This window comes from Chitinophaga polysaccharea, assembly GCF_007829335.1.
GTDB lineage: Bacteria > Bacteroidota > Bacteroidia > Chitinophagales > Chitinophagaceae > Chitinophaga > Chitinophaga polysaccharea_B.
The window spans coordinates 694,914-713,110 of sequence record NZ_VIWO01000002.1 but is presented as its reverse complement, the minus strand read 5'-3'; the positions used below and the strand labels follow the sequence as shown (position 1 = coordinate 713,110).

The following is an 18,197-nucleotide window of genomic DNA, read 5'->3' as shown; positions in this document are numbered from 1 at the left end:
CCTCATCAGGAAGCTTTAAGTAATTCTTGCTCCCGCCATTTGATGAACATCATATGGTAGGCAAACTCCCAATACAGGTGGTCATCCAACATTTCCAGCAGTTTCATTTTACGTTTAATAGCGTCCTGGCTGTTACGGATCATCAATTCATACTGGGCGAGTTGCTCCACCAGGGATGTTTCCATCATTTTAAGTAAAGATGGGAATGCTTCCATATCGGTATTAAGGATCATCTTGCCTTTGGGTGTTAGTTTCAGTTCCTGGATACGCTCGTGCGTTAATTCCGGCATTTTGATGCCCTGCAGGTTAAATACTTTGCTCTTATGCATTGGCTGAGTTACTTGAACGGTTAATAATAGTAAACGGATGCGGGTTATAAAGTACTATGCTAAACTTTTATTTTTAGTCAGTTGCGCCAGGGTATAGGCTCCTATAGCCATTACCAGGTCTCTGACGGCTACGTCAAAGTATTGTCCGGTAGTAATTAATTCCAGGGCAATACAAATCAGCCATACCATCACTAACCAGGCACCAAAAAGAGGACGGAAGAATACCAGTAAACCAGCTACAATTTCAATAACACCCACTATTTTCATGAAAACCAGGGCATCAAACGGAAGCATTCCTTTTACGGCAGGCGACAAGTAAGCAGACCAGTCAGTGAGGATATTAGTGAATTTATCCAACCCTGCAATAATGGGAACAATCCCATAAGTAGCCTGTAGCGTGCGCTGGAGTTGATTAACAGTTGCCATGACTTCGGTTTTTAAGTTCGCATTCTGACCGGTTTAAGACCGGCTCCTGTTAATTAGAGTACAAATTGTTTCCAGGGTTACAAAAAAGAGAAAAAAAATTTTGTAACTTTTCTCAACTTTCATCATCCAATAAGATATAATGACCACAATCTCATTAACAGACAGGGAAATTGATAACGAAATAATCAATAAGATCCTGGCAGGAGAAAAAAAGCTATTTGAACAGCTGATGCGCCGGCATAATCCGAGCATGTTCCGGATAGGAATGACTATCCTCAACAACGATGCAGACGTAGAAGATGTCATGCAGACAGCTTATATCAATGCATATCAGCATCTTAGCTCTTTCCGGCAGGAGGCTGCCTTTGGCACCTGGCTGAAACGAATCATGATTAATGAATGTAATCAGCAATTGAAGAAAAGAAAACGTGGGGTCAGGGAAGATATATCTGTAATTGATGAATACCATTCGGCCGGTATGACCGAAACAAAAGAATCCCCGGTGGCAAGAGTAATTGATAAAGAACTAGGCGAGGCGCTGGAACATGCCCTGATGCAAGTACCCGAGAAATACAGGGTGGTATTTGTTATGAGGGAAATTGAACAGCTCAGTAACGCCGAAACCGCGCAAGTCCTGCAGATTTCGTCGGTAAATGTTAAGGTGAGACTACTAAGGGCAAAATTGATCCTGCGTGGTAAAATTTCTGAGTATTATAAAAATGACCTGGTATTCCCATTCCATTTGATCCGTTGCGACCGCATCGTGAACAAGGTAATGAATCAACTGGGTATTTAGACCATATCCGCAAACGGATCAGGGCTCGCCATCAGGAATTTTCTATCAGGCTCACCTTGATCCGTTTGTACATACTTCTCTCATCCAGCGACTGCTCCAGCTCAGTCAGCACTTGCAACAAGTCGGCACTGGCGGCTGTCAGCCATTTCTTGTTTTCCTCCTTAATCACTTCGAGCAACGGCGCTATCTTTTTATGCATCTGTTTACCCGCCGGCGTTAATGACACCAGCCGCCTCCGGGCATCTTTGCGATCCGGCGCTGTTTTAATTAGTCCATTTTCTGTCATCTGCTCTACAAACTGCACCACCGCCGGATGGCTGAGTTGCAGCATGGCAGCAATTTCTGTAATACCCAGCTGCTTTTGCCGGCTGAGCAACTCCAGTACCAGGTACCACCTGGCTTCAAAGTCCAGCGCCGACTCCTTATATATCTGGCTAACGTCTGCGGATAAACGTTCTCCCAGCCGCTTTAGGCGGGTAGCCAGCGCCAGCTCCTCCAGTTCATTAACTAAATTCATGCACTAAATGTATAAATTTTTATCCTGCCCTTCGCTTTTCTTCTTCCGCACCACCGGTTTTCCGGGCATTACTATTTCCACCGTTGCTGCCAAAACGATAATTGAACGTGAAGGTCATTACCCGCGTATCCCGGCGTTGATGAAAGGTTTCGCCATAACCCGCCAGTCGTGTAACGGCGTTGGTTTGATTGGTCAGGAAAATATCGCTGACATTTAATTTGACAGATGCTTTTCGGTTCCACAGCTGCCGCTGTGCGCCAATATTCATGAACCAATATCCTTTCACATCCAGGAACCCATAGTAGGACCGGCTATTGTAACTACCCGTAATCTCCAAGCTGGTCAACGGGTTGATGGTCACCGTATTGACTGAGTTAAGTTCCACCGCCACCCGGCTCACATCCAGGTGGGTATTTACTAGGTTGCCTTTATACCGGCCATAGAACACTAATACAGTGTTGGTACTGCTAAGCCATTTCGCTATGCTGGCAGGGAAACTGACACTCATGTTGTAGTAGTCATATACCGCCAGGTTACGACCCGTTTGAATAACGGAACCTGCTACTGTGTCGGGCGACAATACCTCAATGATATTGTCTTTCGTGCGGCTGTAACCGATTTTGGCGGTATACTGTTGCTTAAAGGTATACGTTAGTTCTGTGGAAGTGGTAAGTTCCGGCAACAAGTACGGATTACCGGCTTCATAGGTATACGGGTCCAGGAATATTTTAAAAGGATTCAGCTGCCGGTAGGAGGGACGTTCAATGCGCCGGCTTACTGTAATACCCAGGTCGTTATTGGCATTAATGGCATAACCGAGATAGCCACTGGGAAACAGTTGTGTATAATGGCGGGTAAAGGCCGTGCTGTCTGTTACCTGCAGGCCATCGGCGTTGGTGTTTTCTACTCTCAGCCCCAGTTGCGTATCCCAGCGTTTCCATTTTTTGGCAACATTGATATAGGCGGCATTAATATTTTCCTTGTAAATAAACCGGTTGCTCTTGCCTTTATCTAATACGTTACCACCATTACTCCTGTCGAAGAACCGGACATCGTTGTCTGTTTTTATCCAGCTGCTTTTAACGCCGGCATCCAGCCGAGCCCCCAGGGCTTTTAATCGCTGGGTATAATCTGCTTTTACGGACCGTATGCTCAGGTCGCCCTGCAAATCACCAAAAAGTTCGTAGGGGCTTTTATTTTCAAGCTGATGATTATCAAAAAAACGGGTGGTATAATACTGTGCCTGGCTGGCATTAAAGCGGGCATAATCGAGATCGGCGGTAAGTTGCCGGCCACTGGTATCGAGGGTGTGCTTATAGTTGAAATTAATACTGCGATTATTACGGCGCGGTGTATTGGTACCGGTAGTGATAAAGGTGCCGGCAGGCTGTCCGGCTGCATCCAGCGATTGTGCGGGGCTGTTGGTAAAGATGCGCATGTTATTGAAAATACCGTTGGCCACAAACCCCGCCACAATGTTTTTGCTGATATTATAGTCGGCTCCAATCCTGGCGTTGTGACTACCGGCGTTAAACCGGAACCGGTTGTCGTAGTTGGTGCCGCCGGTATACTGATTGTCCGCGTTATAAAACTGGCGATAGATGGTTAACGCATTGAGTTCCTGCCGGTAGTTGTAGTTGTAGGCGCCAAAAATATTCAGGCGATGATATTTACTGTTGAAAGTGAGGGCGGGGTTCACCTTTGGATATTTTCCCTGTCCGTAGCTCAATGATATATTCCCATTGGTACCGGATTTATTGTCTTTCTTTAACCGGATATCAATAATACCGGCGTTGCCGGCTGCGTCATATTTTGAAGAGGGGTTAGTAATCAGGTCGATGGTTTCTATTTGGTTAGCCGACATGCTCCTTAGCATGGTGGCCAGTTCTGGTCCCGACATGGGTACCTGTTTGCCATCTATCATCACCAGCACCCCCTGGCGTCCGCGCATGGCTATATTATCATTCTGATCGATGGTAATGCCCGGCGATTTTTCCAGGACTTCCAATGCTGTACTGCCGGCCGCTGAAATGGAACTGGCCACATTGATAACCGTTTTATCGTATTGTTGTTGTACAAATGGTTTGCTGGCCGTAACCGTTGCCTCTTTGAGCTGCTTAGACTGCAATTGCAGCGAAATGGCCGCTAGCCGTGTAGAGCCTTCATGGCGGAAGGTAGCCGATTCATACGGGGTAAACAGCATGCTTTGTGTCGTCACCTGGTAATTGCCGTCGGGAATTTTATCAAACCGGAAGTTACCGGTGCTGTCCGTGTATTCCATCTTCAGCAATTTTTTATCAGTTGCCTGGCGAAGTTGTACCAGTACATCCTTTACGGGTGCGTTATCCGCTGAGATGATGCGGCCGTTAATGGCAGAAGTTGCAGGTTTTGCCTGTGCATAGCTTTTATTTATGTAAGTAGTTACTAAAATAAAGAGCACAAAAAAATAGGCCTGTTTCTTTTTCATTTTGGAGTCTTTATAGAGGTAAAATTAGGGCGTTTGAGATATTTTTGGACAATTTAGGTTGGTATTTACATATGCGGTAAATGTTACTGCTTACGGAGTATTTTTTATGATAGGAGTGGTAGGGGATTTCCTTCAGCGCTATTTGCCGGGAGTGGCAAGTAAGATTCGCCCTTGTTTCTTTTGTTAAACTTTCGTTTTATTACCCGTGTTTATCAACACAAACTTTTTCGTCATTTTACAAAGGTTTTATATATTTTTAATAACTGGTTGACGATGGCTGTTTGGGTTAGTCAACCAGGTTGGTTAAATCAAACCAGGTACTGTCAATTATTACCTATATACTGATGATGAAAAAATTACACATCCAGCTGTGGCTATGGTCATTGTTATCAGTAATGATATTACTCGGTGTGTCATGCAGGAAGAAGAATGATCCGTCACCGAACAAGGAAACGAGGGAAGTGATTTTCCTGGGTAGCTTTGTGCCCGACACGATCACCCTGGAAAAAGAGAACGTGGTGGTTATCAGCTTCAAGAATTACAAGGGGACGTTTAAATTCATCCTGGTGCGAGTGTCCAGTAATATGTACATGAGTTTTTTGAAACATGCCCGGAAAAGTGCACGACCGGTTAAGATATATGTCTACAAGGGAAGTACAGACATTGCAGATATAAAATAAGAAAGGCGGCAAGATAAATTGCCGCCTTTCTTATTTTACTGTTTCGTAGTGGAGGCATACCACGCCAGAAGAAAACGCGTGGCTCTTCAGCAATTTCAACGATACTTTTCCGGGGACATCTTTGAACAGTGCAATTCCTTTGCCCAGTAGTACCGGGTTTACAAAAAGCCAGAATTCATCTACCAGGCCATATTGCATCAAAGTTTGCGTGGCACGTGGGCTACCGAATATGATAATTTCTTTTCCGGGTTTTTCTTTAATGGCCAGGATTTGTTTTTCAACATCGTCATGAATGATGGTGGTTTTATCCCGTTGCTGGCCATTCATGGTACGTGACAGTACTACTTTATCCACCTGTTTATACCAGGTACTGTGTTCAATATCATGTTTGCTGGGATTCGGTTTATCGGCAGCAGTAGGCCAGTAGCCTTCCATCATATCATAGGTAACCCGGCCATATAGGACAGTGTCGGAGTTGTTGGTACGATCTCCTGCATAATCGAATATTTCATCGTTCACACGGATCCAGTCCATTTCTCCGTTAGGACCGGCAATAAGGCCATCCAGGCTGATGTGCATGAAAGAAACTATCTTTCTCATATACTTGTTTTTTTAGAGTGATTTACTGGCTTTTTTTAACCATGTTTCCAATTGTTTATAATCTACCGTCAATCCTTCTGTAATAGTGGCGATTTTCCGGTCGGGACTGGTGGTAGGAGCGAAGTAACCCTTTACTTCCGGCAGCTCCATGGCGTTGAAGATCATGAATGAAACTTTGGCTTTAGCGGCCGCAATAACGGCAGCATAGTGCCCATTCTTCAGGTAGGTGGTTTGCCGTATTGGAGGCGTTCTTCTGCGTCGGGAATAGCTTTCAGGATCATTTTACGCAGGTTGTCCGATACAGTCACCTGCCAGGGGCTCAGCTTTTCAATGTATTGTGTTACTTCCGGGTTCATATTAGGTAGTTTTTATTGCGTGGTAGATAACAAAACAAACTTACTCCGGAAAAGTTACATGCGAGAGGTGCGATTAAGACATTTATGGGGGCGATTGCGTCAAATGCAAAATAACAAAAGCCCCCCGCTGAAGGCGAAGGGCTTTTGTGCATATGTCAGTATTACTTAGAGATGTTTCATTACTTCTGCACCCATAGCTTCGGTGCCCAGTATTTTGTCGGCCGGGGTTTGTTGATCTGCAATATCCCGGGTACGGAAACCTGCTTTCAGCACCTGGTCTACCGCGTTGATCACCGCTTCGGATTCTGCTTTCATTCCAAAGGAGATATCGAGCAGCAGGGCGGCAGATAAGATAGAGGCCAGTGGATTAGCCACGCCTTTACCTGTGATGTCGTGCGCGGAACCGTGAATAGGCTCGTATACGCCGGTGCCATCACCTACGGAGGCGGAAGCCAGCATGCCCATGGAACCTGCTATCTGGGAAGCCTCATCGGTGAGGATGTCGCCAAACAGGTTGGCGGTAACTACTACGTCAAAGCGGCGCGGATCTTTGATCAGCAGCATTGCGGTAGCATCTACAAACTGGTGTTCTACTTCTACGTCTGGATATTCAGGCGCAATCTTCTGGATCACTTCTCTCCACAGGCGGGAGGTTTCAATAACGTTGGCCTTATCTACGGAGCAGAGCTTTTTACGACGGGTACGGGCAGCTTCAAATGCTTTGCGGGCAATACGTTCTACTTCATAGCGACTGTATTCGGCAATGTCGTAAGCGGTATCGCCATCGTTTTTTCTTCCCTTCTCCCCAAAATATATATCACCGGTGAGCTCACGGAAAAACAGGATATCGGCGCCTTTTAATATTTCAGGCTTGATACTGGAAGCGCCCAGCAGTTCATCAAACAGCTTGATGGGACGGAGGTTGGCATATAATCCGAGTTCTTTGCGCATCTTCAGCAAACCCTGTTCAGGTCTTACTTTGGCAGATGGATCGTTGTCGTATTTCGGGTGACCCACCGCGCCGAATAATACGGCGTCTGATTTTCTCATCTTCTCCAGCGATTCATCCGGCAATGGATTGCCGGTAGCTTCTATCGCCACATGACCTATCAGCGCTTCATCATAAGTAAAGGTATGCCCGAACTTTGCTGCGATTTTATCCAGTACTTTTTTTCCTACTGCGGTTACTTCCTGTCCGATTCCATCACCAGGAACAATTAAAATATGCTTGGTTGCCATTCAGTTGTTATTGAAAGTTTAAATTAAGTTCAGCATTTTCTGGGTCGCTTTAATAGCGGACACCGTCTGGTCGCTGTCCAGTCCCCGCGTCTTGAATTCTTTGTTACGGTGACTCCAGGTGATCACAGTTTCACAAAGCGCATCTGTTTTCCCGCCGGGAGGAATGCGTACGGCATAATCGGCCAGGGAAGGCAGTTCCAGCTTCAGCTTTTTGTACACCTTTTTAACGGCATTCATAAAGGCATCGTATTGTCCGTCACCCTGCGCATGTTCTTCAAATACTTCTCCCTGTATCGATATTTTGACGGTGGCAGAAGGGTTGAGGTTCTTGGCATGGGTGAGTACATAGCTTTCTATATTCACCTTTTCCTGTATCCGGTTGCTGTCCAGTACATCGGAAATGATGTAGGGCAGGTCGGCCTGCGTCAGCATTTCTTTGCGGTCGCCCAGTTCAATGATGCGCTGTGTTACTTTTTTTAGATCGGGATCCGACAGCTTAATGCCCAGTTGCTGAAGATTGTTTTCGATATTGGCTTTGCCGCTGGTTTTACCCAGGGCGTATTTACGCTGACGACCGAAACGCTCGGGCATCAGGTCGCTGAAGTAGAGCTTATTCTTTTTATCACCGTCAGCGTGGATACCGGCTGTTTGGGTAAACACATTTTCGCCTACGATCGGTTTGTTGACCGGTATGCGGAACCCGGAAAATGTTTCTACCAGCTTACTCACGGTATAAAGCGATGTTTCGGCTACGCTGGTTTTTACTTCCGGTAAGAAATCGTGCAACACGGCGATGGCGCTGGCCAGCGAGGCATTTCCCGCTCTTTCCCCCATACCGTTGATGGTCAGGTGGATGCCATGGGCGCCTGCTTTTACGCCTTCCAGTACGTTGGCCGTACCCAGGTCGTAATCGTTGTGCGCATGAAAATCGAAATGAATATCCGGGTAGCGTGTAACGATGGCCGTTATAAACTCCTTCACTTCATCGGGCGTCAGTACGCCGAGGGTGTCGGGCAGCATGATCCGCTTTACCGGCTGCTTTTGTAAGAAGTCGAGGTATTGAAAAACATACTCCCGCGAATTACGCATACCATTGCTCCAGTCTTCCAGGTAGATATTGCAATCCAACCCTTTTTTCCGGGCCAGTGCAATTACGGCGGCTACTTCCGCAAAGTGTTCCGCTGGTTTTTTCTTTAACTGGTGGGTTAAATGATTCAGGGAACCTTTGGTGAGCAGGTTCATGACTTTGGCGCCGGCTTTCAGCATCCATTCCACCGATACGTCGCCGTCAACAAAAGTTAATACTTCTACTTTCTGAATGAAGCCGTTTGCCTTTGCCCATTTGGTAATGGCTTTCACGGCTGCAAATTCGCCTTCGGAAACACGGGCCGAAGCAATTTCAATCCGGTCTACCTTTACTTCTGTCAGTAAAAGCTGTGCAATGGTTAATTTCTCCGAGGGTGAAAAAGATACGCCATTGGTTTGTTCCCCATCACGCAGGGTAGTATCCATTATTTCAACATGGCGCTGGTTCGCTGGCATCATCGTTTTGCAATGTTTTAGTACAGGCTCTTTTCTGCGAAGACTTTGATATCTTCTTTCATGGCCTGTAAGTAATCAATATCATCGAAGCCGTTCATCATGTTATGTTTTTTATAACCGTTGATGGCAAAAGACTCGCTGGCGCCAGTGGCTGTAATGGTGATGGTTTGTGTAGCGAGGTTTACTTCTATTTCTGCTTTGGGATCAGCCTCGATGGCGGTAAATATTTTATCCAGGAATTCGGGACTTACCTGTACAGGTAATATGCCGATGTTGAGGGAGTTGTTTTTGAAGATATCGGCAAAGAAGCTGGACACTACACAACGGAATCCATAGTCGTAGATCGCCCAGGCGGCGTGCTCGCGGCTGCTACCACTACCGAAGTTTTTACCAGCCACCAGTATCTTACCGGAGTAGATAGGATTGTTTAAAACGAAATCCTTTTTAGGAGTGCCGTCTGTTTCATAGCGCCAGTCGCGAAACAGGTTGTCGCCAAAGCCTTTGCGCTCGGTGGCTTTTAAGAAACGTGCAGGAATGATCTGGTCAGTATCCACGTTTTCAATAGGCATGGGTACCGCAGAACTTTTCAGTATAGTGAATTTATCGTAAGCCATTGTTAAGTTGTCGTTTGTTGAATGATTGGAAAAAAGGTGCCGGTACGATTAAGCCATCAGCTCTCTCGGGTCGGTAACTACGCCGGTTACCGCTGCTGCTGCCGCTACCAGTGGGCTGGCCAGCATGGTGCGGGAGCCGGGTCCCTGTCTGCCTTCAAAGTTCCGGTTGCTGGTGCTCACGGCATATTTGCCGGCAGGAACCTTATCATCGTTCATGGCCAGGCAGGCGGAGCATCCGGGCTGACGCAGCTGGAAGCCAGCTTCGGTGAGGATGTCCAGGATACCTTCGTCTTTGATCTGTTGTTCTACAATATGAGAACCCGGTACGATCCAGGCGGTAACATGTTCGGCTTTCTTTCTTCCTTTTACGATAGAGGCAAAGGCGCGGAAATCTTCAATACGGCCATTGGTACAGCTACCAATAAATACATAGTCTACTTGTTTGCCCAGCATGGCATCTTCTTCATGGAAGCCCATGTATTGCAGCGACTTCTCGTAGCTGGCTTTGCTGTCGCCTGCCAGTGCGGAAGGAATATGATGGGTGATGCCCATACCCATACCCGGGTTGGTACCATAAGTGATCATGGGTTCAATATCAGCGGCAGCATAGGTGTGCTCAACATCGAAGGTAGCGCCTTCATCTGTTTTCAGCGTTTTCCAGTACGCGAGGGCTTTGTCCCAGGCGGCTCCCTGTGGCGCTTTTTCACGGCCTTTAATATAATTGAAAGTGGTTTCGTCCGGGGCAATCATACCACCGCGGGCGCCCATTTCAATACTCATATTGCACACGGTCATACGACCTTCCATACTCATGTTTTCGAATACTTCACCGGCATATTCTACAAAGTAACCGGTAGCACCGGCTGCAGTGAGTTTAGATATAATATAGAGTGTAACGTCTTTAGGAGTAATACCCTTACCCAGCTTGCCTGTTACATTGATACGCATTTTTTTAGGCTTCGGCTGCATAATGCATTGGGAAGATAATACCATCTCAACTTCAGAGGTACCAATACCAAAGGCAATTGCACCAAAAGCGCCATGGGTGGAGGTGTGGGAGTCGCCACAAACGATGGTCATACCCGGTAAGGTGATCCCGTTTTCCGGGCCTACCACGTGCACGATACCATTCTTGGGATTACCCAGGCCCCAGTGGGAAATACCATATTTATTGGAATTGGTTTCCAACGCCTTCAGCTGGTTGGCAGAAAGCGGATCCTGTACCGGCAAATGCTGGTTGATCGTTGGCGTATTGTGATCAGCTGTAGCAAAGGTCTTTTCTGGAAACATTACCTTTAAACCCCGGCCTTCCATTCCCAGGAAAGCCACTGGACTGGTTACTTCATGAATAAAGTGGCGGTCGATAAAAAATACATCCGGACCATCTTCAATTTTCCTCACAACATGTGAATCCCATACTTTGTCAAATAAGGTAGCGGGTTTATTGCTCATTTTTTAAAATTTTAAAAGTAGCTACTTAATTGTTCAAATTTATTCATAAAATCTGTTTTATTTCAATGTTTTTTCTAAGGATTACCCATAAAAGGCCACAAATAAGGGCTCTGGATGGGCGCTTGAGCCCGTTCTGCCTTGTATTTTGTTGATAGTCAGATAATTGTAAATTCTTGAAAAAATAGTTGGAAAGAAAAAAGATAGTCGCGATTAACTGGTTTTCCGGTAGTTAAGAATCGCCCAGCCATTTAAAATCAGCGCAAACACGACCAGGTACCCAAACTCCTGCTGCACATCCACGAAGCCGCTGCCTTTGAGTACGATCATCCGCATTACCTTGATAAAATGGGTAATAGGGGTTAGGTTGGCGATGAGCCGGGCCCAGGGAGGCATACTGTCTACCGACGTAAAGAGGCCACTCATCAGCATAAAGATCATCATAAAGAAAAATGCCACAAACATAGCCTGCAACTGGTTGCTCGTATAGGTAGATACCAGCAAGCCAAATCCCAGCAACGCTACCAGGTAAATGGCGGCAAACAGGTAAAGCAAGGCAAAACTACCCACCGGCCAGATGCCATACACGCCCCAGGCGACTAATAAACCCAGCGTAAATACAATCAACCCCATTAGCCAGAAGGGTATCAGCTTGCCCAGTATAAATTCCCATTTTCGTATAGGCGTTACATTGATCTGCTCGATAGTGCCCACTTCTTTTTCCCGTACAATATTGAGCGCCGACATAAATCCACCGATCAACGTGAGCAGTAATACCAGTACAGCCGGTACCACGTAAAATTTGTAAATGGCCAGCGGATTATACCAGTTCGACCAGGTAAGATCGATGAGTCCCGCCGCAGGCGCCAGCCTGGCATTGGTATTGACCGGCAGGTCTTTATTGAAATCACCGATGGCAGTGAGCAGGTAGTTGCCGCCAATGGTGGCCTTGGTGCCGTTAATGGCGTCGATGGAAATTCCTACTTTCTGTTGGCCTTCCCTGACCAGGTTGCGCTCGAAGCCCGCCGGGATTTCCAGCACCAGGTCGGCCCTTTCCCGCTCTATATACTGCAACGCCGCCGGAAACGACGGGGCGGCAGCCACCATCCGGAAATAGCCGGAGGCCCCGATACTATTGACCAGCTGCCGGGAATAACTGCTATGGTCATTGTCTACCACAGCCAGGTTTACCTGTTTTACGTCAAAGTTCATGGCCAGCGGCAGGATAATAAGCTGTATGGTAGGCATGGCAAACATCATCGCCAGGATCGTTTTATCCCGGAAAATCTGGCGGAACTCCTTCTTCAGTAAATAACGCAGTACGCTCATGACAACCGGGTTTTAAAGTTTTTGAGGGCAATAGTGAGCAGCAATAGGGTCATCCCTAATAGCACCAGCGTTTCTTTCCAGATGTACTTAAATCCCAGTCCCTTCAACATCACCGCTTTTATAATGAGGAAATACCAGTGCGCCGGCACCAGGTTAGCAATGACCTGGAACACCCCGGGCATATTTTCCAGCGGGAACATAAACCCCGTAAAGATCATCGTGGGAATCATCATCCCCATCATCGACAGCAGCAACGCCGTTTGCTGGGAATTGGTGGTATTGGAGATCATCAGCCCAAACGAAAGACAGGTAATAATAAACAGCATGCTTTCCAGGAAAAGCAGTACAATACTGCCTTTGATCCCTACGTTCAGCACAAACACCGCCAGCACCAGGATGAGGATAAAATTGAGCAACGATAAGATCAGGTAAGGAATTGCTTTGGCAATCAATACCATCAGCGGCCGGAAAGGCGATACCAGCAAGATTTCCATGGTGCCCAGCTCTTTTTCCCTGACAACGGAAACGGAGGTAAGCGCCGTGCACACAATCATAAGCACCAGGGCCATTACACCGGGAATGAAATTCAGGGAGCCGTTGCCTTCTTCATTATACAACATTCGCGGCTCCGGTATAATCAGGTAGGGCAGGGGCTTGCCCGGATTGATTTCCTGTTGGTAGGCAGTGGTGATAGCTGTAAGGTAGTTGACCACCGTTTTGGCGGTATTGGGATCGGAACCGTCGGTGATGATCTGCAAAGGCGCCCGGCCACGGTGTTGCAGGTCGCTGCCAAAATTATCAGGGAAAATGAGCGCACATTTGGCCGTACCATTTTTAAATGCACCGGCAATATCGTTGAAACCGGGAGCTGCCTCGGTTACCACGAAATAGGAAGAGGATTTTATTTTGCTGACCAGCTGTTGCGAATTCACATCATGCGATTGATCAATCACGGTCAGCGTAATATCTTTTACCTCGCTGGTGAGGGCAAAGCCAAACAGCACAATCTGCGCTACCGGCAAGCCAAACATGATCAGCAAGGTGCGCCTGTCACGGAATACGTGGAAAAACTCTTTCCGGATGAATGCAAAAAACTGTTTCATACCTGATTTTTTAATCGCCGGATCTTTTGGCGCCGCGGGCCAGCTGATAAAATACGTCATCCATATTATTGGCATTGAATTGCGCTTTCAGCCGAGATGGCGCATCCAGCGCTTCCACTTTACCATCCACCATAATGGTTACCCGGTCGCAATACTCGGCTTCGTCCATATAGTGCGTGGTTACAAATACGGTAATGCCCGATGCGGCAGCTTCATAGATCATGTCCCAGAACTGCCGCCGGGTGACCGGATCCACCCCGCCGGTAGGCTCATCGAGAAATACAATCCGGGGCCGGTGAAAGATGGCCACGGAAAAAGCCAGCTTTTGTTTCCAGCCTAACGGCAAGGCCCCTACGAGCTTTTTGGCTTCGCCGGTAAGCCCCAGCTTTTGCAGCAAGGCATCGCTGCGCTCCCGTATCTCCGCAGCAGGCACGCGGTACACGCCTCCGAAGAATTCAATATTTTCGGCTACTGTCAGGTTTTCATAGAGCGAAAATTTCTGGCTCATGTAACCGATATTTTTTTTGATGGACTCGGCTTGTTGGTATACATCATATCCAGCCACCTGCGCCTCTCCGGAACTGGGATGCGACAGTCCGCACAAAATCCGCATAGCCGTGGTTTTGCCTGCGCCATTGGCGCCCAGGAAGCCGAATATTTCTCCCTTATTTACCTCGAAGGAAATTTTGTTGACGGCATAAAAGTCGCCAAAACGCTTGGTCAGCTCTTTACATACAATTACTTGCTCTGCCATGCTATCGCTGGTTATGCCTGGTTCATCAGGCGGATAAAACTATCTTCTATACCCGGTTGAATTTGTTCCATGCTGAGTTGTGTATGTCCTTTGGCTACCATGCTTTGCTGAATGGCTGCCATATTGGTCTGCTGGTCGTTCAGCGTAATATGAATGCTTTCGCCAAAGGCATAACTGCTGTCAACACCTGGTTCTTGCCTCAGCGCGGTCAGCAGCTGGTACGTGTTATCGGACCGGATGGCATACAACGGCACCGGGAATTTCGAACGGATGCCATCGGGCGTATCAATCGATAAAATATTGCCGCCTTGTATCAGCGCTATTTTTTCGCAAAGCACGGCTTCGTCCATATAAGGCGTAGATACCAGGATAGTGATACCCTGCTGCTTCAGGTTTTTCAACATCTGCCAGAACTCTTTCCGCGACACTACGTCTACGCCGGTAGTCGGCTCGTCGAGAAATAATACCTCAGGCTTGTGAATGAGTGCACAGCAAAGCGCCAGCTTTTGTTTCATGCCGCCCGACAATTTCCCGGCGCGCCGGTTGTTAAAAGGTTTGATCTGTTCGTAAATATCTTTGATGAGGGTATAGTTTTCATCGATACTGCTGCCGAAGAGGGTGGCAAAGAAATCCAGGTTTTCTTTTACGGTAAGATCCTGGTACAGGGAGAATTTCCCCGGCATATACCCGATTTTGTTACGGATTTGCTGGTAGTCTTTCACACAGTCGTAACCCAGCACGCTGGCCTGGCCTTTGTCGGCCAACAGCAACGTAGTGAGGATGCGGAACACGGAAGTTTTTCCCGCGCCATCGGGGCCAATCAGCCCAAATAATTCACCGGCGCCTACCTGCAGCGATACGTCGTTAACAGCCAGTACTTTTCCCTGGTCGTAATGTTTGGTGATATGGTCCAATACAACTGTATTCATGACTTTGGCTTGTTGATCAACATTTCTCCATACATACCTATTTTCAGGTAGCCATCATTCTTTACACGGATCTTAATAGCATATACGAGGTTGGCCCGCTCGTTTTTTGTCTGGATGGTTTTAGGTGTAAACTCTGATTTATCCGATATCCAGGTGATTTGCCCAGGGTAATATTTATAGTCATTTTTCCCCTGGTCAATACGTGTTTGCACGGCTTGCCCGAGTTTGATATCGGAAAGCAGGGTGCCGGTAACATAGGCCTTCAGGTAAAGCGTGTCTGTATTGGCGATTTTAAATAATGGTTTACCTATGGTAGCCATTTCTCCTTTCAGTGCATAGTTAGATAGCACCACGCCGGTAATAGGACTGATAATTTGCCCCCGGTGTATTTGTTCAGCATACTGTGCGAGCGACTTCTCTAAAGGCGCTTTTTCACTGAGGATGCTGCGATTTTGTGTGGAGGTGTTGGCGTTATTTAACGCCAGTTGCTGTTTGGTAACATTGATTTGCCGTTCCAGTTGTTCAATGCCGGCGTTGATATCATCCAGTTGTTTACGGGTGGCGGCATCACTTTTTACCAGGTTCTCGGTGCGGGTTCTTTCGCGGTATTGTTGTTGCAACTGGGCTTCTTGTACCAGCAGCTGACGTTTTACCAGCTCCGTTTGCGGCTGGGTGTTATACGTTTTGTCATGCAACGCATTTATCGATGCCTGTACTTGTTCTTTTTGCAGCGTAGGGATGCTCACGTCAATTTGTCCCACAGTTTGCCCTGTGCTGAGGTGGTCGCCTTCACGCAGGGAGTATTGCTGGATCACGCCGTTTTGCTGGGCCGATACCATCACTTCATCTGCTTCAAAGTTACCCGCAGCATCAAAATTATTTTTGTTGCTGTTGCAGGCGTTCAGAAGAAGTAGCAGCGCCAGTCCTGGTAGGAGGTGAAGTTTCATAATGCAATTAGTTGATCAGTTTCCCGAAGTGTTTTTATAATTGTATTGAGCCTGTAGTAATTGAATGTTATGGAGAATGCGCGCTTGTTTGGCAAGATGTTCCGCATTGAGCTGGGTGATATATTCGTGTACCGTGATCACGCCATTGTCGAGCTGCGCTTGCGCCGATTGCAGTACTGCCGTTCGCAGGGCAATGGCTTTATCGTCTTGTTGCAGGAGGTCGGCGTATTTGCTGATATCCTGGTTTTGTTGTTGCAGCGTGAGCTGTGTATTGAATAAAAAAGTGGCTTTGCTGACGTCGAGGTTTTGGCGGTTGATGTCCAGCAGCTGCCGGTTATTTTTCAGGGAATACAGGCTGCCGAGCGACCAGCTGAGGCGTACACCGCCCATCCACCAGGGACCGAATTTATTGTCTACGATATTGAGGGTAGGGCGGCCGTAAGCGCCTTGCAGGAAGGCGTAGAGCCGGGGCAGGTAGTTGGTGGATAATTGTTTTTCCTGTATGTCGTATCCTTTCTTTTGCAGATCGTAGTACGCCAGTTCCGGGCGGTTAATATTTTCGGGAGAAGTTATGGGCGTGGGCCAGCTAAGCGTAGTGCTGTCGCCCAGGGGCTGCTGGATAAACACGCCGAGCATATTCATATAGGCTTTCCTGTTAGCCCTGAATTCGGTGTCGGTCATGTCGGCATTCACGATTTCGGCTTTCAGTTCATCTACATTGCTCCGGTAGGCGGTGCCGTTGGCCAGGGCGGCACTGGCTTTGTCGGCTGCCGTTTGGAGGTTGGCTTTCTTCAGCCGGTTTTGTTGCAGCTGGGCCTCCATGAGCAGGATGCCAAAATAGAGCTGGGTTACCCGTTCCCTGACCGCATACAGATTTACTTCCAGCAGCTGCTGCTGAACAGCCTCATTGGCGCTGCTGCTTTCCTTCTGCCATTTGCTGACGCCGCCATCATAGATTTGCTGGCTGATTTCCGCCTGTATTTTGTATTGGTCTTTACTGAGTTCCGGTGGATGTATACCTGGAATGGCGGGGAGCACCTCCGAAAAATCGATGGTTTGCGATTGATAGCTGGCCTGCCCGCTTATGGTAAGCTGTGGCAGGTATAGCTTACCGGCATTTTCTATGGAATATCGGCTGCTTCGCCGGATCAGGTCATATTGCCGGATCTGCGGATAGTTTCGCCGGGCCTTTATAAAACATTCTTCCAGGGTAAGGGTATTGCTCTGGGCTTTCCCACTCACCGTAGTGATACCGAATACCAGGCAGCAGCAGAGAGTTTTAAAGACGTTCATGATGCTATATCCAGTTTGAATATTTGTTTTGAAAAATTGTTCAATTTTGGGGCAAAATTTTTTTATTTAATCATGCCTTTTATCCACATAGGAATCAGCTTCTTCCGTTCTTCCATCAGGATTTTAAACTCCCCGGCTTTCACGATCTTCTGCCTTTCCAGCAGTGGCCTGGCCAGGAAGGGCATTACCACAAACCCGATGATATTCATGAGCAGGTGCAGCGGTTGTATGGATAACTTACCCTGTTTTTGTAACGCCCCCAGCTGTTTGAAAAAGTGGGAGTGGAAGATGGCGTTTTTCCGCTCGCCTTTTAACAGCTCATCGCTGCCGGAAAAAATCTCGTTGACCATAAACAATGGGAAATCGGGGTTGGCTAACAGCATCGTAATATATTGATCCGCCACCTGTTCTACCTGTTGTTGCAGCGATAGCTGCTCGTTGTTTAATACGCCGGCCACGGTGTTGAGGAGCTTGTCTATTACTTCTGCCATTACAAACTGGAACAATTTCTCTTTGCTCCGGAAGTAATAATTGACGAGCGACAGGTTGATGTCGGCTTCTGCGGCGATGTCCCTTATTTTGGTAGCATGATAACCTTTGCGGGTAAACACCGTCCTGGCAGCGGCCTTGATCCGGTCTTCCGTAGAGGCATCCATTTTTTCCTTCTTTTCTTTTGCGGGCATAATCCGGTATTTGTTCACCAAAGATACAAAATTGAACAACTTTTCAAAAAAGTTGTTCAATTTTTGAAAGGTGAGCCGTAGAGACAAGTAATTTGAGCCGTCAAAGAAAGCCGCCATCCGTTACAAAAGCGGACCTTTACGTTA

The 18,197-nt window shown here is 47.3% G+C and carries 20 protein-coding genes; 2 read left to right on the top strand and 18 right to left on the bottom strand.

The features are described 5' to 3' along the window. Positions 1-5 precede the first annotated feature (5 nt). Positions 6-329, bottom strand: coding sequence for a hypothetical protein (locus tag FHW36_RS10915; protein ID WP_145667185.1), 324 nt, complete (start codon positions 327-329; stop codon positions 6-8). A gap of 54 nt (positions 330-383) precedes the next feature. Further along, entirely contained in the window at positions 384-755 is a 372-nt protein-coding gene (locus tag FHW36_RS10910; RefSeq protein WP_145667182.1) for a hypothetical protein, read from the bottom strand. A 139-nt stretch (positions 756-894) separates the two neighbouring features. Here FHW36_RS10910 and FHW36_RS10905 point away from each other — a divergent pair, with 139 nt between their 5' ends. Then, entirely contained in the window at positions 895-1,551 is a 657-nt protein-coding gene (locus tag FHW36_RS10905) for an RNA polymerase sigma factor (protein WP_145667179.1), read from the top strand. A 31-nt stretch (positions 1,552-1,582) separates the two neighbouring features. Here FHW36_RS10905 and FHW36_RS10900 read toward each other — a convergent pair whose 3' ends face one another. Next, a complete protein-coding gene (locus FHW36_RS10900) occupies positions 1,583-2,068 on the bottom strand; it encodes a MarR family winged helix-turn-helix transcriptional regulator (RefSeq protein WP_145667175.1) in 486 nt (161 codons plus the stop codon). Positions 2,069-2,087: 19 nt separating this feature from the next. Beyond that, positions 2,088-4,535 carry an outer membrane beta-barrel protein gene (locus FHW36_RS10895; protein WP_145667168.1) on the bottom strand — a complete coding sequence of 816 codons (2,448 nt, stop codon included), beginning with the start codon at positions 4,533-4,535 and terminating at the stop codon, positions 2,088-2,090. A gap of 344 nt (positions 4,536-4,879) precedes the next feature. On the opposite strand from FHW36_RS10895, the gene FHW36_RS10890 reads away from it, so the two are divergent. Then, entirely contained in the window at positions 4,880-5,215 is a 336-nt protein-coding gene (locus tag FHW36_RS10890; RefSeq protein ID WP_186452385.1) for a hypothetical protein, read from the top strand. A gap of 30 nt (positions 5,216-5,245) precedes the next feature. Here FHW36_RS10890 and FHW36_RS10885 read toward each other — a convergent pair whose 3' ends face one another. The 14 genes from FHW36_RS10885 to FHW36_RS10825 form a co-directional block, all read right to left on the bottom strand. Then, entirely contained in the window at positions 5,246-5,815 is a 570-nt protein-coding gene (locus tag FHW36_RS10885) for a dihydrofolate reductase family protein (RefSeq protein WP_145667159.1), read from the bottom strand. 12 nt (positions 5,816-5,827) lie between these two features. Then, the gene (locus FHW36_RS30685; RefSeq protein WP_222429040.1) at positions 5,828-5,980 is read right to left on the bottom strand and encodes a hypothetical protein; all 153 of its coding nucleotides are present in this window, start codon (positions 5,978-5,980) and stop codon (positions 5,828-5,830) included. 53 nt (positions 5,981-6,033) lie between these two features. Further along, the gene (locus FHW36_RS30680) at positions 6,034-6,171 is read right to left on the bottom strand and encodes a DUF1801 domain-containing protein (RefSeq protein ID WP_222429039.1); all 138 of its coding nucleotides are present in this window, start codon (positions 6,169-6,171) and stop codon (positions 6,034-6,036) included. A gap of 165 nt (positions 6,172-6,336) precedes the next feature. Beyond that, the gene (gene leuB, locus FHW36_RS10875; protein ID WP_145667156.1) at positions 6,337-7,410 is read right to left on the bottom strand and encodes a 3-isopropylmalate dehydrogenase; all 1,074 of its coding nucleotides are present in this window, start codon (positions 7,408-7,410) and stop codon (positions 6,337-6,339) included. An 18-nt stretch (positions 7,411-7,428) separates the two neighbouring features. Continuing rightward, on the bottom strand, positions 7,429-8,955 hold the full coding sequence (locus FHW36_RS10870) for an alpha-isopropylmalate synthase regulatory domain-containing protein (protein ID WP_246121129.1): 1,527 nt from the start codon (positions 8,953-8,955) through the stop codon (positions 7,429-7,431). 14 nt (positions 8,956-8,969) lie between these two features. Beyond that, positions 8,970-9,566 carry a 3-isopropylmalate dehydratase small subunit gene (leuD, locus tag FHW36_RS10865; RefSeq protein WP_145667154.1) on the bottom strand — a complete coding sequence of 199 codons (597 nt, stop codon included), beginning with the start codon at positions 9,564-9,566 and terminating at the stop codon, positions 8,970-8,972. A 48-nt stretch (positions 9,567-9,614) separates the two neighbouring features. Next, positions 9,615-11,018: a 3-isopropylmalate dehydratase large subunit gene (gene leuC, locus FHW36_RS10860; RefSeq protein WP_145667151.1), complete on the bottom strand. Its 1,404-nt coding sequence runs from the start codon at positions 11,016-11,018 to the stop codon at positions 9,615-9,617. Positions 11,019-11,228: 210 nt separating this feature from the next. Beyond that, positions 11,229-12,344: an ABC transporter permease gene (locus FHW36_RS10855; RefSeq protein ID WP_145667148.1), complete on the bottom strand. Its 1,116-nt coding sequence runs from the start codon at positions 12,342-12,344 to the stop codon at positions 11,229-11,231. Beyond that, entirely contained in the window at positions 12,341-13,447 is a 1,107-nt protein-coding gene (locus FHW36_RS10850; RefSeq protein ID WP_145667146.1) for an ABC transporter permease, read from the bottom strand. The genes FHW36_RS10855 and FHW36_RS10850 overlap by 4 nt, the downstream gene beginning before the upstream one ends. Positions 13,448-13,457: 10 nt before the next feature. Continuing rightward, positions 13,458-14,201, bottom strand: coding sequence for an ABC transporter ATP-binding protein (locus tag FHW36_RS10845; protein WP_145667142.1), 744 nt, complete (start codon positions 14,199-14,201; stop codon positions 13,458-13,460). Between the two features lie 11 nt (positions 14,202-14,212). After that, entirely contained in the window at positions 14,213-15,130 is a 918-nt protein-coding gene (locus FHW36_RS10840; RefSeq protein WP_145667141.1) for an ABC transporter ATP-binding protein, read from the bottom strand. After that, positions 15,127-16,077 (bottom strand): HlyD family secretion protein, encoded by a 951-nt coding sequence (locus FHW36_RS10835; protein WP_145667138.1) that lies wholly within the window; start codon positions 16,075-16,077, stop codon positions 15,127-15,129. The genes FHW36_RS10840 and FHW36_RS10835 overlap by 4 nt, the downstream gene beginning before the upstream one ends. A 15-nt stretch (positions 16,078-16,092) precedes the next feature. Next, the gene (locus tag FHW36_RS10830; RefSeq protein ID WP_145667135.1) at positions 16,093-17,370 is read right to left on the bottom strand and encodes a TolC family protein; all 1,278 of its coding nucleotides are present in this window, start codon (positions 17,368-17,370) and stop codon (positions 16,093-16,095) included. A gap of 62 nt (positions 17,371-17,432) precedes the next feature. Next, positions 17,433-18,053, bottom strand: a complete 621-nt coding sequence (locus FHW36_RS10825; RefSeq protein ID WP_186452384.1) for a TetR/AcrR family transcriptional regulator — start codon at positions 18,051-18,053, stop codon at positions 17,433-17,435. Positions 18,054-18,197: the final 144 nt, after the last annotated feature.

Coding starts and splice junctions, on each gene's coding strand:
- FHW36_RS10915 (WP_145667185.1), bottom strand. CDS start 329: ATGCATAAGAGCAAAGTATTTAACCTGCAGGGCATCAAAATGCCGGAA.
- FHW36_RS10910 (WP_145667182.1), bottom strand. CDS start 755: ATGGCAACTGTTAATCAACTCCAGCGCACGCTACAGGCTACTTATGGG.
- FHW36_RS10905 (WP_145667179.1), top strand. CDS start 895: ATGACCACAATCTCATTAACAGACAGGGAAATTGATAACGAAATAATC.
- FHW36_RS10900 (WP_145667175.1), bottom strand. CDS start 2,068: ATGAATTTAGTTAATGAACTGGAGGAGCTGGCGCTGGCTACCCGCCTA.
- FHW36_RS10895 (WP_145667168.1), bottom strand. CDS start 4,535: ATGAAAAAGAAACAGGCCTATTTTTTTGTGCTCTTTATTTTAGTAACT.
- FHW36_RS10890 (WP_186452385.1), top strand. CDS start 4,880: ATGATGAAAAAATTACACATCCAGCTGTGGCTATGGTCATTGTTATCA.
- FHW36_RS10885 (WP_145667159.1), bottom strand. CDS start 5,815: ATGAGAAAGATAGTTTCTTTCATGCACATCAGCCTGGATGGCCTTATT.
- FHW36_RS30685 (WP_222429040.1), bottom strand. CDS start 5,980: ATGATCTTCAACGCCATGGAGCTGCCGGAAGTAAAGGGTTACTTCGCT.
- FHW36_RS30680 (WP_222429039.1), bottom strand. CDS start 6,171: ATGAACCCGGAAGTAACACAATACATTGAAAAGCTGAGCCCCTGGCAG.
- leuB (WP_145667156.1), bottom strand. CDS start 7,410: ATGGCAACCAAGCATATTTTAATTGTTCCTGGTGATGGAATCGGACAG.
- FHW36_RS10870 (WP_246121129.1), bottom strand. CDS start 8,955: ATGATGCCAGCGAACCAGCGCCATGTTGAAATAATGGATACTACCCTG.
- leuD (WP_145667154.1), bottom strand. CDS start 9,566: ATGGCTTACGATAAATTCACTATACTGAAAAGTTCTGCGGTACCCATG.
- leuC (WP_145667151.1), bottom strand. CDS start 11,018: ATGAGCAATAAACCCGCTACCTTATTTGACAAAGTATGGGATTCACAT.
- FHW36_RS10855 (WP_145667148.1), bottom strand. CDS start 12,344: ATGAGCGTACTGCGTTATTTACTGAAGAAGGAGTTCCGCCAGATTTTC.
- FHW36_RS10850 (WP_145667146.1), bottom strand. CDS start 13,447: ATGAAACAGTTTTTTGCATTCATCCGGAAAGAGTTTTTCCACGTATTC.
- FHW36_RS10845 (WP_145667142.1), bottom strand. CDS start 14,201: ATGGCAGAGCAAGTAATTGTATGTAAAGAGCTGACCAAGCGTTTTGGC.
- FHW36_RS10840 (WP_145667141.1), bottom strand. CDS start 15,130: ATGAATACAGTTGTATTGGACCATATCACCAAACATTACGACCAGGGA.
- FHW36_RS10835 (WP_145667138.1), bottom strand. CDS start 16,077: ATGAAACTTCACCTCCTACCAGGACTGGCGCTGCTACTTCTTCTGAAC.
- FHW36_RS10830 (WP_145667135.1), bottom strand. CDS start 17,370: ATGAACGTCTTTAAAACTCTCTGCTGCTGCCTGGTATTCGGTATCACT.
- FHW36_RS10825 (WP_186452384.1), bottom strand. CDS start 18,053: ATGCCCGCAAAAGAAAAGAAGGAAAAAATGGATGCCTCTACGGAAGAC.